This is a genomic window from Bradyrhizobium glycinis, assembly GCF_016031655.1.
Taxonomy (GTDB): Bacteria; Pseudomonadota; Alphaproteobacteria; order Rhizobiales; family Xanthobacteraceae; genus Bradyrhizobium; species Bradyrhizobium glycinis.
Genome location: NZ_JACCHQ010000008.1, coordinates 1 through 15,420 on the forward strand (window position 1 = coordinate 1; position 15,420 = coordinate 15,420).

17 protein-coding genes and 1 tRNA gene are annotated in these 15,420 nt (G+C 65.0%); 12 read left to right on the plus strand and 6 right to left on the minus strand.

The window, feature by feature from the left end; translation table 11 throughout:
* From HZZ16_RS13660 to HZZ16_RS13670, 3 genes are all read right to left on the minus strand, one after another.
* On the minus strand, positions 1-205 hold a 205-nt coding region (locus HZZ16_RS13660), incomplete at its 3' end, for a transposase family protein (RefSeq protein ID WP_197948051.1).
* A 148-nt stretch (positions 206-353) separates the two neighbouring features.
* Positions 354-1,559 carry a CaiB/BaiF CoA transferase family protein gene (locus HZZ16_RS13665; protein WP_246510116.1) on the minus strand — a complete coding sequence of 402 codons (1,206 nt, stop codon included), beginning with the start codon at positions 1,557-1,559 and terminating at the stop codon, positions 354-356.
* Between the two features lie 178 nt (positions 1,560-1,737).
* On the minus strand, positions 1,738-2,163 hold the full coding sequence (locus HZZ16_RS13670; RefSeq protein WP_197948979.1) for an organic hydroperoxide resistance protein: 426 nt from the start codon (positions 2,161-2,163) through the stop codon (positions 1,738-1,740).
* 154 nt (positions 2,164-2,317) lie between these two features.
* Between HZZ16_RS13670 and HZZ16_RS13675 the strand changes: the two genes are divergently transcribed.
* Positions 2,318-2,776 carry a MarR family winged helix-turn-helix transcriptional regulator gene (locus tag HZZ16_RS13675; protein ID WP_074447577.1) on the plus strand — a complete coding sequence of 153 codons (459 nt, stop codon included), beginning with the start codon at positions 2,318-2,320 and terminating at the stop codon, positions 2,774-2,776.
* A gap of 6 nt (positions 2,777-2,782) precedes the next feature.
* Here the strand turns inward: HZZ16_RS13675 and HZZ16_RS13680 are convergent, their stop codons facing one another.
* The 3 genes from HZZ16_RS13680 to HZZ16_RS13690 form a co-directional block, all read right to left on the minus strand.
* Positions 2,783-3,025, minus strand: coding sequence for a GIY-YIG nuclease family protein (locus HZZ16_RS13680; protein ID WP_197948980.1), 243 nt, complete (start codon positions 3,023-3,025; stop codon positions 2,783-2,785).
* 149 nt (positions 3,026-3,174) lie between these two features.
* Positions 3,175-3,250, minus strand: a tRNA-Ala gene (locus HZZ16_RS13685).
* 94 nt (positions 3,251-3,344) lie between these two features.
* Positions 3,345-3,752 carry a TIGR02300 family protein gene (locus HZZ16_RS13690; protein ID WP_197948981.1) on the minus strand — a complete coding sequence of 136 codons (408 nt, stop codon included), beginning with the start codon at positions 3,750-3,752 and terminating at the stop codon, positions 3,345-3,347.
* A gap of 158 nt (positions 3,753-3,910) precedes the next feature.
* Between HZZ16_RS13690 and aroA the strand changes: the two genes are divergently transcribed.
* The 11 genes from aroA to HZZ16_RS13745 all read left to right on the plus strand — a co-directional run bounded on the left by aroA (position 3,911) and on the right by HZZ16_RS13745 (position 15,345).
* Positions 3,911-5,248, plus strand: coding sequence for a 3-phosphoshikimate 1-carboxyvinyltransferase (aroA, locus tag HZZ16_RS13695; protein ID WP_197948982.1), 1,338 nt, complete (start codon positions 3,911-3,913; stop codon positions 5,246-5,248).
* On the plus strand, positions 5,245-5,883 hold the full coding sequence (gene cmk, locus HZZ16_RS13700) for a (d)CMP kinase (protein WP_172788604.1): 639 nt from the start codon (positions 5,245-5,247) through the stop codon (positions 5,881-5,883). Before aroA ends, cmk begins: the two co-directional genes overlap by 4 nt.
* Before the next feature lie 267 nt (positions 5,884-6,150).
* Complete coding sequence (gene rpsA / locus HZZ16_RS13705; protein ID WP_036009120.1) at positions 6,151-7,857, plus strand: 30S ribosomal protein S1; 1,707 nt, start codon at positions 6,151-6,153, stop codon at positions 7,855-7,857.
* A gap of 379 nt (positions 7,858-8,236) precedes the next feature.
* The gene (sppA, locus tag HZZ16_RS13710; RefSeq protein WP_197948983.1) at positions 8,237-9,217 is read left to right on the plus strand and encodes a signal peptide peptidase SppA; all 981 of its coding nucleotides are present in this window, start codon (positions 8,237-8,239) and stop codon (positions 9,215-9,217) included.
* Between the two features lie 172 nt (positions 9,218-9,389).
* Entirely contained in the window at positions 9,390-9,695 is a 306-nt protein-coding gene (locus tag HZZ16_RS13715) for an integration host factor subunit beta (protein ID WP_124162406.1), read from the plus strand.
* Positions 9,696-9,776: 81 nt separating this feature from the next.
* On the plus strand, positions 9,777-10,169 hold the full coding sequence (locus HZZ16_RS13720; protein ID WP_197948984.1) for a lipopolysaccharide assembly protein LapA domain-containing protein: 393 nt from the start codon (positions 9,777-9,779) through the stop codon (positions 10,167-10,169).
* 68 nt (positions 10,170-10,237) lie between these two features.
* Positions 10,238-10,909 (plus strand): phosphoribosylanthranilate isomerase, encoded by a 672-nt coding sequence (locus tag HZZ16_RS13725; RefSeq protein WP_197948985.1) that lies wholly within the window; start codon positions 10,238-10,240, stop codon positions 10,907-10,909.
* Positions 10,906-12,120, plus strand: a complete 1,215-nt coding sequence (gene trpB / locus HZZ16_RS13730; protein WP_197948986.1) for a tryptophan synthase subunit beta — start codon at positions 10,906-10,908, stop codon at positions 12,118-12,120. The genes HZZ16_RS13725 and trpB overlap by 4 nt, the downstream gene beginning before the upstream one ends.
* Positions 12,117-12,953, plus strand: coding sequence for a tryptophan synthase subunit alpha (gene trpA / locus HZZ16_RS13735; RefSeq protein WP_197948987.1), 837 nt, complete (start codon positions 12,117-12,119; stop codon positions 12,951-12,953). The genes trpB and trpA overlap by 4 nt, the downstream gene beginning before the upstream one ends.
* 110 nt (positions 12,954-13,063) lie before the next feature.
* The gene (gene accD / locus HZZ16_RS13740; protein WP_197948988.1) at positions 13,064-14,005 is read left to right on the plus strand and encodes an acetyl-CoA carboxylase, carboxyltransferase subunit beta; all 942 of its coding nucleotides are present in this window, start codon (positions 13,064-13,066) and stop codon (positions 14,003-14,005) included.
* Positions 14,002-15,345 (plus strand): bifunctional folylpolyglutamate synthase/dihydrofolate synthase, encoded by a 1,344-nt coding sequence (locus tag HZZ16_RS13745; RefSeq protein WP_197948989.1) that lies wholly within the window; start codon positions 14,002-14,004, stop codon positions 15,343-15,345. The genes accD and HZZ16_RS13745 overlap by 4 nt, the downstream gene beginning before the upstream one ends.
* Positions 15,346-15,420 lie beyond the last annotated feature (75 nt).

Sequence of the window (15,420 nt, forward strand, 5' to 3'; positions counted from 1 at the left end):
CGTGGCTGGGAATGCCGTGTTTGAGCTCCAGAAACTCCCGCAACAGTTCCTCTCGGCCCCTCCCGAAGAATTCGAACTCGGTACAGCTCTTGGCGCCAGCCAGCGTTGCCGCCAAAGCGATGATGACGATATCAGCCAGCGCGTGCCGCGAGTTATCGGCGCGTGGATCCTTGAGAGGTCGGAGCAGGCGCCTGAGTTTGCGCATTTGGGTCTCCCTCGACAATCGAGAGAAACCCAAAGAATCCAGTTCAAATCGCTTTGCAATACACTACCAACGCCATATGCGATTCCCCTACCCGCAAGCGGGGGAGGGAGCGCACCTGCGCTGCCGCTCGATTACGTCCGATTGCGTTTCAGCGTTTCCGCTCGGGACCGCAGACGGTGCCGTTTTCGACCATCGCGTCGATCTCAGCCTTGGAGTAGCCGAACTCGCCGAGCACCTCGGCCGCGTGCTGGCTAAACTTCGGCGGCACGCGGCGCAGGCTGGGCTTGCTGCGATCGAGCCGGATCGGCGAGGCCACGCCCTTGTACCAGTCCTTCTCGATAATATCGCCGCGGTAGATCGTGTGCGGGTTGGTCAACGCCTGGTCGATCTTCTGCACCGGCCCCGCAGGCAGGCCCGCCGCGAGCAGGCGGTTGCACAGCGGCTCGGCCTCGTGCTGGCTGAACACGGCGGCAAGCTCGGCGCGCAGCGCCTCGCGATTGGCGATACGGTCCTTGTTGCGGGCAAAGCGCGGATCGGTGCCGAGCTCGGGCTTGCCGATCTCCTTGGCGAGCTTGCGGAAGGTGCCGTCATTGCCGACGCCGATGAAGATGTTGTCGGTCTTGGTCGGGAAGATCGCGTAAGGCACGAGGTTCGGATGCTCGTTGCCGGTGAGGCTCGGCGGCTTGCCGTGCATGAAATAGTTCGCGGTATGGGGATGCATGATGGCAAGGCCGGTCTCGTACAGCGTCGTCTCCAGGAACTGGCCCTTGCCTGACCGCTGCCGCTCGGAGAGCGCCATCAGGATGCCGATCGCTGCATAAAGTCCGGTGGTGATGTCGACCAAGGGCACGCCGATCCGCATCGGCCCGCTCTCGGGCGAGCCGGTCGCCGCGATCATGCCGGTCATGGCCTGGATGATGGCATCGTAGCCGGGATTGCCGCCGCGCGGGCCGTCGGCGCCGAAGCCGCAGATCCGGCAATGCACGAGGCGCGGGAATTTCTCGCGCAACACCTCGTTGCCGATGCCCCATTTCTCCAGCGTGCCCGGCTTGAAATTCTCGATCAGGACGTCGGCGGTCTCCAGCATCTTGAGCAGCACGACGCGGCCGCCTTCGGAGGCGAGGTCGAGGCCGATCGAGCGCTTGTTGCGGTTGATGCCGACGAAATAGGCCGCATCCTCCTCGTGGAACGGAGGGCCCCATTCGCGCACCTCGTCGCCCGCGGGCGGTTCGACCTTGATCACGTCGGCGCCGTGGTCGGCGAGGATCTGGGTGCAGTAGGGACCGCCGAGCACGCGCGTGAGATCGATGACGCGCAGTCCGGTCATGGCACCTGTGGCCGCTTCAGAACTCATACCTTCGCTTCCCTGTGTCGGTCGTTTGATCACAGGCCTAGCGAGGTTTGTTTGCGCCAGCAATGGCGCCGAGCGTGGAGCCGTATGCGCCGCCGTGCAGCCATGCCGCGAGGTGGCAAATTCGGTCGTAAGCGGCCGGCCCGAGGGGGATCCCGGGCCGGCCAATCCGCGCTGCCGATCAGACGACCGTCAGGCGAACGTCGACATTGCCGCGCGTGGCATTGGAGTACGGGCACACCTGGTGGGCCTTCGCGACCAGCGCCTCGGCGTCCGCGCGGGCGAGGCCCGGCAGCGAGACCGCAAGGTCGATGTCGAGGCCGAAGCCGCCCTCGGAGCGCGGGCCGATGCCGACGGTGGAGGTGACGGAGGCGTCCGCGGGCACCTTCGGGCCGCCCTGCGAGGCCACGAACTTCATCGCGCCGATGAAGCAGGCGGCATAGCCCGCCGCGAACAGCTGCTCGGGATTGTTGCCGGCGCCGCCTCCGCCGCCGAGCTCCTTCGGCCTGGTGAGCTTGACGTCGAGCGCGCCGTCGAGCGTCGCAGCATGGCCGTCGCGGCCGCCGGTAGCCTTGGCGCTGGTCTTGTAGAGGACGTTCACGGACATTTTCGTCTCCTCGGGTCTTTCCGGGTTGGGGTGCAGCTTTATTGCAGACAATTAGATTGTGCGCAATCTAATTTGACGGGTCTCACATTTAATTGTTCGCAATTGAATGTGCCGCCGGCCGGGCCCAGAATGAGAGAAACGCGCGAGATTCGTCATGGCCCGGAAATCAACGGCGGTCGACCCGCTTCGCCTGGACAACCAGATTTGTTTCGCGGTCTATTCCGCCACGCACGCCTTCAACCGCGTCTACAAGCCGCTGCTCGATCGGCTCGGCCTGACCTATCCGCAATATCTGGTCATGCTGGTGCTGTGGGAACGTGATGACGTGCCGGTCAAGGAGATCGGCGAGAAGCTGTTCCTGGATTCGGGCACGCTGACGCCGCTGCTGAAGCGGCTCGAGGCCGCCCATCTCGTCAGGCGCACCCGCTCGCGCGAGGACGAGCGTCAGGTCCTGATCGCCCTGACGCCGCAGGGCCATGCGCTGAAGGAGAAGGCGCGCAGCGTGCCGCAATCGATCCTGGCGGCATCGGACTGCTCGGTGTCGGAACTGGTCGCGATGAAAGACGAGATCGTCGCGCTGAGGGATCGGCTGAATGCGGTGATCGGGGAGTAGGGGAGGTTAGCAGAAGCGCTTTTTCGAGAATGCGCGGCCCGAGTGCGACTTCAGATACTTCTCGAATGCCAAGGCTTTCAGCTTATCCGGGAAGGCGCAGTACCAGACCAGCTTCCACGGCTTGAACTTGGCGGTGTGAGCAGACTTGGCGGCATTGTGCTCCGGGAGCCGCCGCTTCAGGTCCTCCGTGGCGCCAATGTACTCCTGGTCGGGGAACTCGATGCTGCGAATGATGTAGACGTACCACATCGATGTGTCGCGCCTCGGCAGCCGAATGAGTAGTAGGGCAATGAGAATGTGGGGCAGTCCGTCTTCGCCCTTTGGGCTTCGCCGGACACCACGCTTCGCCCTTCGGGCTCCGACGTGGCTGCGCCACGCGTAGCCCGAAGGGCGAAGCGTGGTGGAGCCAGGCGGGATCGAACCGCCGACCTCTTGCATGCCATGCAAGCGCTCTCCCAGCTGAGCTATGGCCCCTTAACCCTGAACGGGGTGAACCTGGTCGATCACCCCGGATCGGCGAGCCTTTCGACTCGCGCGGTGCACCCTTTTTCACAGATCAGGGCTGATCTCAAGTCTCTTCATCACCGCCGACATCACCAATGATGTCGGTCACGTCCTCATCGCCCTCTTCCTCGTCGGCAATGAAGGTCGAATCGTCGTCATCATCGTCGTCGAGGGTCTCGTCGACCTCGATATCGTCCTCCGATTCGGGCACGATGGCCTTGACCTTGCCGGTGTTCTCCTCGGCATCGGCCTCCTCGAGCGAGACCAATTCTTCGGCCTCCGCTGGCTCCGGCGTGTTGTCCTGGGCCATGTTGCGGGCCTCGGCCCCACGGGGGCCGCGGGCGGGAGCGACCGGGGCGATCGGCACCACTTCGCCGGTATAGGGCGAGATCACCGGATTCTTGTTGAGGTCATAGAACTTCTTGCCCGTGGTCGGGCAAATACGTTTGGTTCCGAGTTCGGACTTGGCCACGGCAGGAATCCTGGGAATGTCTGAAAAGCGGTGCTTCACTTGGCTAGTTGGCGGCCCGCTGTCAATAGCGCATTACGGGAGAACGACATGCCCGTGACGGGGCGCAGACCATGTGATACCTGCGCGCCAGCCCACCGGGCCTATTCAAGGACACAATCTTGACCCATTCCGACCAACCGAGGCCGCTCCAGTCTCGCGCCAGCGGTCCCCTGACCGGGAAAGTACGGGTGCCCGGCGACAAGTCGATCTCCCACCGCGCCCTGATCCTGGGCGCGCTCGCGGTCGGCGAAACCAGGATTTCGGGCCTGCTCGAGGGCGAGGACGTCCTCAACACCGCCAAATCGATGCAGGCGTTGGGCGCCAAGGTCCAGCGCACCGGCGATTTCGCCTGGACCGTCAACGGCGTCGGGGTCGGGGGCTTCGCCCAGCCCAAGGCACCGCTGGATTTCGGCAATTCCGGCACCGGCTGCCGGCTGGTGATGGGTGCCGTCGCCGGCTGTCCGATTGCGGCGGTGTTCGACGGCGACGCCTCGCTGCGCAGCCGCCCGATGCGCCGGATCCTCGATCCCTTGGAAAAGATGGGTGCCAGGGTCACCGCCGGCGGCGAAGGCGGGCGCCTGCCGCTGACCCTCCAGGGCGCGCGCGATCCCCTGCCTATCACCTACAAGACCCCGGTCGCGTCGGCCCAGATCAAATCGGCCGTGCTGCTGGCGGGCCTCGCAGCACCCGGCACCACCACGGTCATCGAGGCCGAGGCCAGCCGCGACCACACCGAGCTGATGCTGAGGCATTTCGGCGCCGACATCACCTCGGTCCAGGAAGGCCGCCACGGCCGCCGCATCACGCTTGTCGGCCAGCCCGAGCTGCATGGCGCCAATGTCGTGGTGCCTGCCGATCCCTCGTCGGCGGCCTTTCCGATCGTCGCGACGCTGATCGTCGAGGGCTCCGACGTCGTGCTGTCCGACGTCATGACCAATCCGCTGCGCACCGGCCTGTTCACCACGCTGCGCGAAATGGGCGCCTCCATCGAGGAGAGCGAAGTGCGGGGCGACGCCGGCGAGCCGATGGCGCGCTTGCGCGTGCGTGCGTCGAAGCTGCGCGGCGTCGAGGTGCCGCCGGAGCGCGCGCCGTCGATGATCGACGAATATCTGGTGCTGGCGGTGGCGGCGTCGTTCGCCGAAGGCACCACGATCATGCGCGGCCTGCAGGAGCTGCGCGTCAAGGAATCCGACCGGCTTGAAGCCACCGCCGCCATGCTGCGCGTCAACGGCGTCACGGTCGAGGTCTCCGGCGACGATCTGATCGTCGAGGGCCGCGGCCACGTCCCGGGCGGCGGCACTGTCGCGACCCACATGGACCATCGCATCGCGATGTCCGCGCTGGTGATGGGCTGCGCCTCCGATCAGCCCGTGACCGTCGACGACACCGCCTTCATCGCCACCAGTTTTCCGGATTTCATTCCGATGATGCGTTCGCTAGGGGCCGATTTCTCATGATCATCGCCATCGACGGGCCCGCGGCTTCGGGCAAGGGGACGCTCGGCAAGCGTCTCGCCCACCATTACGGCTATCGTCATCTCGATACCGGCGTGATCTATCGCGCTGTGGCCTATGCCTTGATGCAGTCAGGGCACGATCTCAACGACGAGGCGGCTGCGGTGCAGGCCGCGTTGGAGCTCGATCCCGAAAAGTTCGGCAATCCTGCGCTGAAGACCCAGAAGGCCGGCGAGGGCGCCTCGATCGTCTCGGCAATCCCTCGGGTTCGCGAGGTTCTGGTCAATTTCCAGCGCCAGTTTGCCGCCGATCCGCCCGGCGCCGTGCTCGACGGCCGGGATATTGGAACCGTGATCTGCCCCCATGCCGACGTGAAGATCTTCGTGGTCGCCGACCCCAAGGTCCGCGCCCGCCGCCGCACCATGGAGGCCAGGGCGCGGGGCGAGGATGCAGACGAGGCGGCCGTGCTCGCCGACATTCTCCAGCGCGACGAACGCGACAAGAATCGACCGATTGCGCCTTTGAAACCGGCCCCGGATGCTTACTTGCTAGATAACTCCCAACTGGATATAGAAGGCGGCGTCCGGGCCGCCATCGACATTATCGAGGCTGTCCGAGCGGGCCGGTCGCGGGGTTAAGCCGCCGCCGTCATTGGAGGAAGTGCCCGCTCCCGCTCTTTGAGGTCGATACGCTCCGTCCCGGTTTCGGGACCGGTGCGATCCAGGTTCCGGACAAAGCTTTCCACGTATCGAACGCGCGGGCCTCAGCCGGCCCGCATCCGCTGTTCTGGTCTTAAGGCCGGGGCAACGAGCGGTCGCTCGAAGGTCTTGCGGACCTTCCGACACTGCGCGCGCGATGCGCCCATGAACCCAACGGCCGGCAAGACATCCGCAACTGGAGAACAAATGGCTTCGACTTCTGCTGATACCTATAGCCCGTCGCGCGACGATTTCGCCGCGATGCTCGACGAGTCCTTCGCAGGCGGCAACCTGCAGGAAAGCTCCGTCGTCAAGGGCAAGGTGGTTGCAATTGAAAAGGACATGGCCGTCATCGACGTCGGCCTGAAGACCGAGGGCCGCGTCGCGCTGCGCGAATTTTCCGGCCCCGGCCGTGAGAGCGACCTCAAGGTCGGCGACGAGGTGGAAGTGTTCCTCGATCGCATCGAGAACGCCCTCGGCGAAGCCGTGCTGTCGCGCGACAAGGCGCGCCGCGAAGAGAGCTGGGGCAAGCTGGAGAAGGCGTTCCAGAACAACGAGAAGGTCAACGGCGTCATCTTCAACCAGGTCAAGGGCGGCTTCACCGTCGACCTCGACGGTGCCGTGGCCTTCCTGCCGCGCTCGCAGGTCGACATCCGCCCGATCCGCGACGTTGCGCCGCTGATGAACAACTCGCAGCCGTTCCAGATCCTGAAGATGGACCGCCGCCGCGGCAACATCGTCGTGTCTCGCCGCACGGTGCTGGAAGAGACCCGCGCCGAGCAGCGCCAGGAGCTGGTGCAGAACCTCGAAGAGGGTCAGGTCATCGACGGCGTGGTCAAGAACATCACCGATTACGGTGCGTTCGTTGACCTCGGCGGCATCGACGGTCTCTTGCACGTCACCGACATCGCCTGGCGCCGCGTCAACCATCCGACCGAGGTCCTCTCGATCGGCCAGACCGTGAAGGTCAAGATCATCAAGATCAACCACGAGACGCACCGCATCTCGCTGGGCATGAAGCAGCTGCTGGACGATCCGTGGCAGGGCATCGAAGCCAAGTACCCGCTGGGTGCCCGCTTCACCGGCCGCGTCACCAACATCACCGACTACGGTGCGTTCGTCGAGCTCGAGCCGGGCATCGAAGGCCTGATCCACGTCTCCGAGATGTCGTGGACCAAGAAGAACATGCACCCCGGCAAGATCGTGTCGACTTCGCAGGAAGTTGACGTGCAGGTGCTGGAAGTCGATTCCGTCAAGCGCCGCATCTCGCTCGGCCTCAAGCAGACCATGCGCAACCCCTGGGAGGTCTTCGTCGAGAAGCACCCGACCGGTTCGGTGGTCGAGGGCGAGGTCAAGAACAAGACCGAGTTCGGTCTGTTCCTGGGCCTCGAGGGCGACGTCGACGGCATGGTCCACCTCTCCGATCTCGACTGGAAGCTTCCGGGCGAGCAGGTGATCGACAACTACAAGAAGGGCGACATGGTGAAGGCCGTGGTGCTCGATGTGGACGTCGAGAAGGAGCGCATCTCGCTCGGCATCAAGCAGCTCGAAGGCGACCCCTTCGCCGAGCCGGGCGATGTCAAGAAGGGCGCGGTCGTGACCTGCGAAGTGCTCGAAGTGAAGGAGAGCGGTATCGAGGTGAAGATCGCCGGTACCGACTTCACCACCTTTATCAAGCGCTCGGAGCTTGCCCGTGACCGTAACGACCAGCGCGCCGAACGCTTCGCCGTCGGCGAGAAGGTCGATGCCCGCGTGATCCAGTTCGACAAGAAGGCCCGCAAGGTCCAGGTGTCGATCAAGGCGCTCGAAGTCGCCGAAGAGAAGGAAGCCATCGCGCAGTACGGCTCCTCGGATTCGGGTGCGACGCTCGGCGACATCCTCGGCACCGCGCTGAAGAACCGCGACAGCAAGTAAGCGAAACGTCCGTTTTGCTGCATCAAGGCCCCGGCGCAAGCCGGGGCTTTTTTTGTTGTGGCCGCATACACAACTGTCGTCCCGGACAAGCGCGCCCTCAGCGCGCGTAGATCCGGGACCCATAGCCACAGGGAGTGGTTTGGCGCGAGCTGGCAACCCCAGGTCTTCGCCAAACGCAGTCCTTTGGTTATGGATCCCGGATCAGCGCTCCGCTTCGCTGCGCTTGTCCGGGATGACGAGGAGTGTGTGACAGGGGCTCGGCCTCCACCAAGCCAAGCCTTCATTTCTTCAAATTGGCCCGCAATTGATGTATCGAGATAAGCCAATGGTGACGCTGTGACGTCACAACGCGCCTGATCTTTCATTTGGAGATATTCCGATGTCGCTCGATTCTGACATCATCGTCGATCGCCGCAGGATCCGCCGCAAGCTGACGTTCTGGCGGGTGATGGCGGCGCTGATCGCGATCGCGGCAATTGCAAGCTTCGCACTGATTGCGACACCCGGTGCACGCGGCACATTCGCATCCGCCGGCTCGATCGCGCGCGTCCACATCGAGGGATTGATCCGCAGCGATTCCGATCGCACGCAGGCGCTGGAGCGGCTCGAGAATTCGCAAGCCGCCGCCGTCATCGTTCACATCAACTCGCCGGGCGGCACCACTGCCGGCTCCGAGCAGCTCTATGACTCGCTGGTTCGCCTCAAGGCGAAAAAGCCGCTGGTAGTGGTGGTGGAGGGCCTGGCTGCCTCCGGGGGCTACATCACGGCGATCGCGAGCGACCATATCGTCGCCCAGCAAAGCTCGCTGGTCGGCTCCATCGGCGTGCTGTTCCAGTACCCCAATCTCACCGAGCTTCTGAAGACCATCGGCGTCAAGGTCGAGGAGGTGAAGTCCTCGCCGTTGAAGGCCGCGCCCAACGGTTTTGAGCCGACAAGTCCCGAGGCGCGCGCCGCGCTCGATGCGCTGGTGAAGGATTCCTATGCCTGGTTCAAGGGGATGGTGAAGGAGCGGCGTGGCATGGATGACACGCAGCTCGAAAAAGTCGCCGACGGCCGCGTCTTCACCGGGCGCCAGGCGATCGATCTCAAGCTGATCGACCAGATCGGCGACGAGAAGACGGCCGTGACCTGGCTGGTCGAGCAGAAAGGCGTCAAGAAGGGCCTTCCCGTGCGCGATTACAAGCTCCAGCCGCGCTTCGGCGATCTGCCGTTCCTGAAGACGGCGGCCGCATTGACGCTGGAAGCGCTCGGTTTGGGCTCGATCGCGCACCAGATCGGGCAAACCGGGGTTGCGCAGGCGGTGGATCGGCTCGGAATGGATGGAATGCTGGCCTTGTGGCAGCCGGCTGCGTCCAACTGACCGTCGGTAGGCGAGTTCCAGAGCCTTTTCCCGTCTGACGCGTGCTGGCGCAGCCTGCTTTTTCGGCATTTGTCACGCATTTTCACGACGCCCATCTATGATTTAGCGTCTTGACAGATCACGGTATTTTCACGGAAATGGTCATCCGCACGCTTCCGGGTCCTATCTCTCGATGATCAAATCCGAACTTGTTCAGCGTATCGCCGAGCACAACCCGCATCTGTACCAGCGGGATGTCGAGAACATTGTGAATGCGATTCTCGAAGAGATCGTAGCGGCGCTTGCACGCGGTGACCGCGTCGAGCTGCGCGGCTTCGGTGCCTTCTCGGTCAAGCACCGCCCTGCGCGCGCAGGGCGCAATCCACGCACCGGCGCCCATGTGCCCGTCGATCAGAAGAGCGTTCCGTTCTTCAAGACCGGCAAGGAAATGCGCGAGCGGCTGAACCGCGACCATCCGGATCCCGGCGGCGCAGACTGAAGCGCGATGTGACCGCGCTTTAGGTTTTTCGCGGTCGCACAGGATGCGGCCGCAAGCTTGATTCAAGGCGAGCGAAGCCAGATGCGAAAGTTCCTGACCGCGCTGATCGTGCTTCCGCTGGGCCTGATCCTGGTGGCGTTCGCCGTCGCCAACCGGCATTTCGTCACGGTCTCCTTCGACCCCTTCATTTCCGACGACCCCTCGCTGTCGATCACCCTGCCGCTGTTCCTGCTGCTGATCCTGGTGGCGGCGCTCGGCGTGGTCGCGGGCGGCTCCGCCGTCTGGTTCGGCCAGCGGCGCTGGCGGCGCGCGGCGCGCCGGAATGATGCGGAGGCCCGGGCCGCCCGGGCAGAACTGGCCGATCTGCGGGCCCAGGCGACCGCAGCCAAACCGGAGCCCCAGCGCCTTCCCGTTCCCTCCGGGATGGGCCTGTACGGGCCCATCGGGCGAGACAAGCAGCGCGCGACGTTGTAGAAGCGGCCCCGACCGAAAAGCCCCATTTTCTGGCCGCGGACCCCGCGACCTTTACCCGCTTTGAGACCATGTCCCTGCTCGTCAAGATCTGCGGCCTGTCCACGCGCGAGACGCTCGAAACGGCGCTCGAGGCCGGCGCCGACATGGTCGGGTTCGTGTTCTTTCCCCCCTCGCCCCGGCACCTCTCCCTGGAGCTCGGCCGTGATCTCGGCCGTCAGGTCAACCGGCGCGCGCTCAAGGTGGCGCTCACGGTCGATGCCGATGACGCAACGCTCGACAACATCATGGACGCGCTGTCGCCGGACATTTTCCAGCTTCACGGCAGGGAGAGCGTCGCGCGGCTGCGCGACATCAAGCAACGCTTCGGCCGCCCCGTGATGAAGGCGGTGCCGGTCGCGACGGCAGCCGACCTCGCGGTGCTGCCCGGCTACGCCGCGGTCGCCGACCGCATCCTGTTCGATGCGCGCGCGCCGAAGGAGGCGACGCGGCCCGGCGGTCTCGGGGAACCGTTCGACTGGCACCTGCTCGAAAACCTCGATCTGAAACTGCCCTACATGGTCTCGGGCGGGCTGCACGCGGACAATCTGGCCGAAGCCCTTCGCGTCACCCGCGCCGGCGGCGTCGACGTGTCCTCCGGCGTCGAGCGCGCGCCGGGTGTCAAGGACGCTGACATGATCAAGGCCTTCATCCGCGCCGCGCGCGCAAGCAAAGATGCAAGTCAAGAGTTGAGCGTCAGATGAACATCGCCAAGCCAAACTCCTATCGCAGCGGCCCTGACGAGCGCGGCCATTTCGGCATATTCGGCGGACGCTTCGTCGCCGAAACCTTGATGCCGCTGATCCTCGACCTGGAGCAGGCCTACACCGCAGCCAAGGCCGATCCGGCGTTCCAGGCCGAGATGAACGGCTATCTCAAGAACTATGTCGGCCGGCCCTCGCCGCTCTATTTCGCCGAGCGCCTCACCTCACATCTCGGCGGCGCGAAGATCTACCTCAAGCGTGAAGAGCTCAATCACACCGGCTCGCACAAGGTGAACAACGTGCTCGGCCAGATCATGCTGGCACGGCGCATGGGCAAGAAGCGCATCATCGCCGAGACCGGCGCGGGCCAGCACGGCGTCGCCACCGCGACGCTATGCGCGCGTTTCGGCCTCGAATGCGTGGTCTATATGGGCGCCGTCGACGTCGAGCGGCAGCAGCCCAACGTCATCCGCATGGAGATGCTGGGCGCGAAGGTGATGCCGGTGCAGTCGGGCACGCGGACGCTGAAGGACGCCATGAACGAGGCGCTGCGCGACTGGGTCACCAACGTGCACAACACCTTCTATTGCATCGGCACGGTGGCGGGTCCGCATCCTTATCCGACGCTGGTGCGCGATTTCCAGTCGGTCATCGGCAACGAGACCAGGGCGCAGATGCACGAGATCGAAGGCCGCCTGCCGGATTCGCTGGTCGCCTGCATCGGCGGCGGCTCCAACGCCATGGGCCTGTTCCATCCGTTCCTCGACGATCCCTCCGTCGAGATCTTCGGCGTCGAAGCCGCCGGCCATGGTCTCACACAGCTGCATGCCGCCTCGATCGCGGGCGGCCGTCCCGGCGTGCTCCACGGCAACCGCACCTATCTCTTGATGGACGCCGACGGCCAAATCCAGGACGCGCATTCGATCTCGGCCGGTCTCGATTATCCCGGCATCGGCCCCGAGCATTCCTGGCTGCACGAGGTCGGCCGTGTGAATTATCTCTCCGCAACCGATGACGAGGCGCTCGCCGCGTTCCAGCTGCTGTCAAAGTTAGAGGGCATCATCCCCGCGCTCGAGCCCGCGCATGCCATTGCCAAGGTGATGGAGCTCGCGCCGAAGCGGCCGAGGGATCACCTGATGGTCGTCAATCTCTCCGGCCGCGGCGACAAGGACGTCCCGCAGGTTGGCGACATCCTGAGGGGCAAGAAGTGACCACGCGTATCGATACCCGTTTTGCCGAGCTGAAAAGCCAAGGCCGCGCGGCCTTTGTCACCTATGTGATGGCCGGCGATCCCGATCCCGCGACCTCGCTCGAGATCGTCAAGGCGCTGCCGAAATCCGGCGCCGACGTCATCGAACTCGGCATTCCCTTCACCGACCCGATGGCGGATGGTCCTTCGATTCAGGCTGCAGGCCTGCGTGCGCTCAAGATCGGCATGACCTTGAAGAAGACGCTGGAGCTGGTGCGCGACTTCCGCAAGGACGACAATGTCACGCCGCTGGTGCTGATGGGCTATTACAATCCGATCTACATCTACGGCGTCGACAAGTTCTTGGCTGATGCCAAGACGGCCGGCGTCGACGGCCTGATCATCGTCGATTTGCCGCCGGAGGAGGACGACGAGCTCTGCATTCCCGCGCTGAAGGCGGGGCTGAACTTCATTCGCTTGGCGACCCCGACCACCGACGACAAGCGCCTGCCGGCGGTGCTCGCGAACACATCAGGCTTTGTCTATTACGTCTCGATCGCCGGCATCACCGGTGCAGCGGCGGCGGACGCAAGTGCCGTCGGCGAAGCTGTCGCGCGCATCAAGCGGCATACCAGGCTGCCGATCTGCGTCGGTTTTGGCATCCGCACGCCGGAGGCGGCGCGCGCCATTGCCGAGAAGGCCGATGGGTCGGTGGTCGGCACCGCGCTTGTCGATGCGCTCAAGAACAGCCTCGATGCCGAGGGACGGGCGACCGCCAAAACCGTTAACGCCGTCGCCGAATTGACGGCCGCCCTGGCCCAGGGCGTCAAGGGCGCGCAGCAGGCGGCAGAATAGGCCATAATTCCGCTTTTGGGACGGGCGACACCGCGGCTTGCCGGGCAGATGTCCGGCCGCCATATATCCTTTCAGGCGATTCCCAGCGGGATCGCACATCGGAGCAAACCATGAACTGGCTTACCAATGTGGTCCGGCCGAAGATCCGCAACATGCTGCGGCGGGAGACGCCGGAGAACCTGTGGATCAAGTGCCCGGATTCCGGACAGCTCGTGTTCTACAAGGACGTCGAGGCCAACCAGTTCGTCATCCCCGGCTCGAACTACCACATGCGCATGGGCGCGGTGGCGCGTCTCAAGTCGATCTTCGACAACGAGACCTGGTTCGACGTCGCGCTGCCGGAGGTCACGCCTGACCCGCTCAAGTTCCGCGACGAGAAGAAATATGCCGACCGTATCAAGGATGCGCGGGCGCGGACCAATCTGAACGATGCGGTCAAGGTCGGCTACGGCAAGCTCGAAGGCGCCGCCGTCGTCGTCGCCGTGCAGGATTTCGACTTCATGGGTGGTTCGCTCGGCATGGCCGCGGGCGAGGCGATCGTGCGCGGCATGGAGCTCGCGGTCGAGAAGAATTCGCCGTTCATCGTGTTCGCCGCGAGCGGCGGCGCACGCATGCAAGAAGGCATTTTGTCCTTGATGCAGATGCCGCGCACCACCGTTGCGGTGCAGATGCTGCGCGAGGCAAAGCTGCCCTACATCGTCGTGCTGACCAATCCGACCACCGGCGGCGTCACCGCGTCCTATGCGATGCTCGGCGACGTGCATATCGCCGAGCCCGGCGCGCTGATCGGCTTTGCCGGCGCGCGCGTGATCGAGCAGACCATCCGCGAGAAGCTGCCTGAAGGTTTCCAGCGCGCCGAGTATCTCAAGGAGCACGGCATGGTCGACATGGTCGTGCACCGTCACGAGCTGCGTCCGACCCTGGCGCGGCTCTGCCGCCTCTTGACCAAGGCGCCGGCGCAGGAAGGTGCATCGAAGCCGGCGCAGCCGGTGACGAGCCCGGCGCAGATCGTATCGGCCGCCGAGACGGCGCCGGCCGCGCCGCACGCGTGAACGTCTCCCCTGACAGTGCAAAGACACCGCTCGGCGAAGTGATCGGGCGGCTGTCGGCCCTGCATCAGAAGCGCATCGATCTCGGGTTGGAGCGGATGCACCGCCTGCTCGAGCGGCTCGGCCACCCCGAGCGCAAGCTGCCGCCGGTGATCCACATCGCTGGCACCAACGGCAAGGGCTCGACCCTCGCTTACCTGCGCGCCACGCTGGAGGCTTCAGGCCTGCGCGTCCACGCCTACACGTCCCCCTATCTCGTCCGCATCAACGAATGCTTCCGGCTCGGCCGCCTCAGTGGCGGCGTGCTCGTCGGCGACGACGAGCTGCGCGCGGCGCTGGAAGAGGTCGAGCGCGTCAATGGCGGCGAGGCCGCGACATTATTTGAGCTGAAGACCGCCGCCGCCTTCCTGCTGTTCGCGCGGAACCCGGCCGACATCGTGCTGCTCGAAGTCGGCCTCGGCGGGCGACTCGATTCGACCAACGTGGTCGATGCGCCGGCGGCCTGCGTGATCACGCCCGTCAGCATGGATCACATGGATTTCCTCGGCGATACGCTGGCATCGATTGCCGGTGAGAAGGCCGCGATCATCAAGCGCGGCGTGCCCGTGATTTGCGCCGAGCAGATGCCGGAGGCGATGGCCGTGATCGAAGCGCAGGCGAGGCGCATGCATGCGCCGCTGTTTGCCGCTAACGAGAGCTGGCACGTCAATGTCGAGCGCGGGCGCCTGGTCTATTCCGACGATCGCGGCTTGATGGATCTGCCGGCGCCGCGTCTGTTCGGAAGGCACCAGTTCGCCAATGCCGGGCTCGCGATCGCGACGCTGCGCGCGCTGCCCACGATCAAGGTCAGCCACGCCGCGTTCGAGGCCGGCATCCTCAGTGCCGACTGGCCGGCGCGGATGCAGCGCATCACCTCGGGTGAGCTGCTGTCCTGGGGTCCGCAGGGTTCGGAGATCTGGCTCGACGGCGGCCACAATGCCGAGGGCGGTCGCGTTGCGGCGGCAGCGCTCGGCGATCTCGAGGAGCGGGTGTCGCGGCCGCTGGTGATCATCGCGGGCATGATGGCCAACAAGGACGCGCCGGGCTTCCTCGCCAATTTCGCCGGCCTCACCCGTCACATCATCGCCGTGCCGATTCCCGACACCGAGAGTGCGATGCCGGTCGACCGTCTTGCCGATGCCGCGCGCAGCCTCGGCATGCGCGTCGAGCCCGCCCCCGGCATCGAGGCCGCCCTGCGCGCGCTGGCGCAGCTCGCCTATGAGTTGCCGCCGCGCATCCTGATCACCGGCTCGCTGTATCTCGCTGGCCACGTGCTGGCCATCAACGGCACGCCGCCTGCATAGAGGTTTGGTGTCCCGGACAAGGCGCATCGTGCAAGCGATGAGCCGCAGAGCCGGGACCCAGAATGCCGCGACATG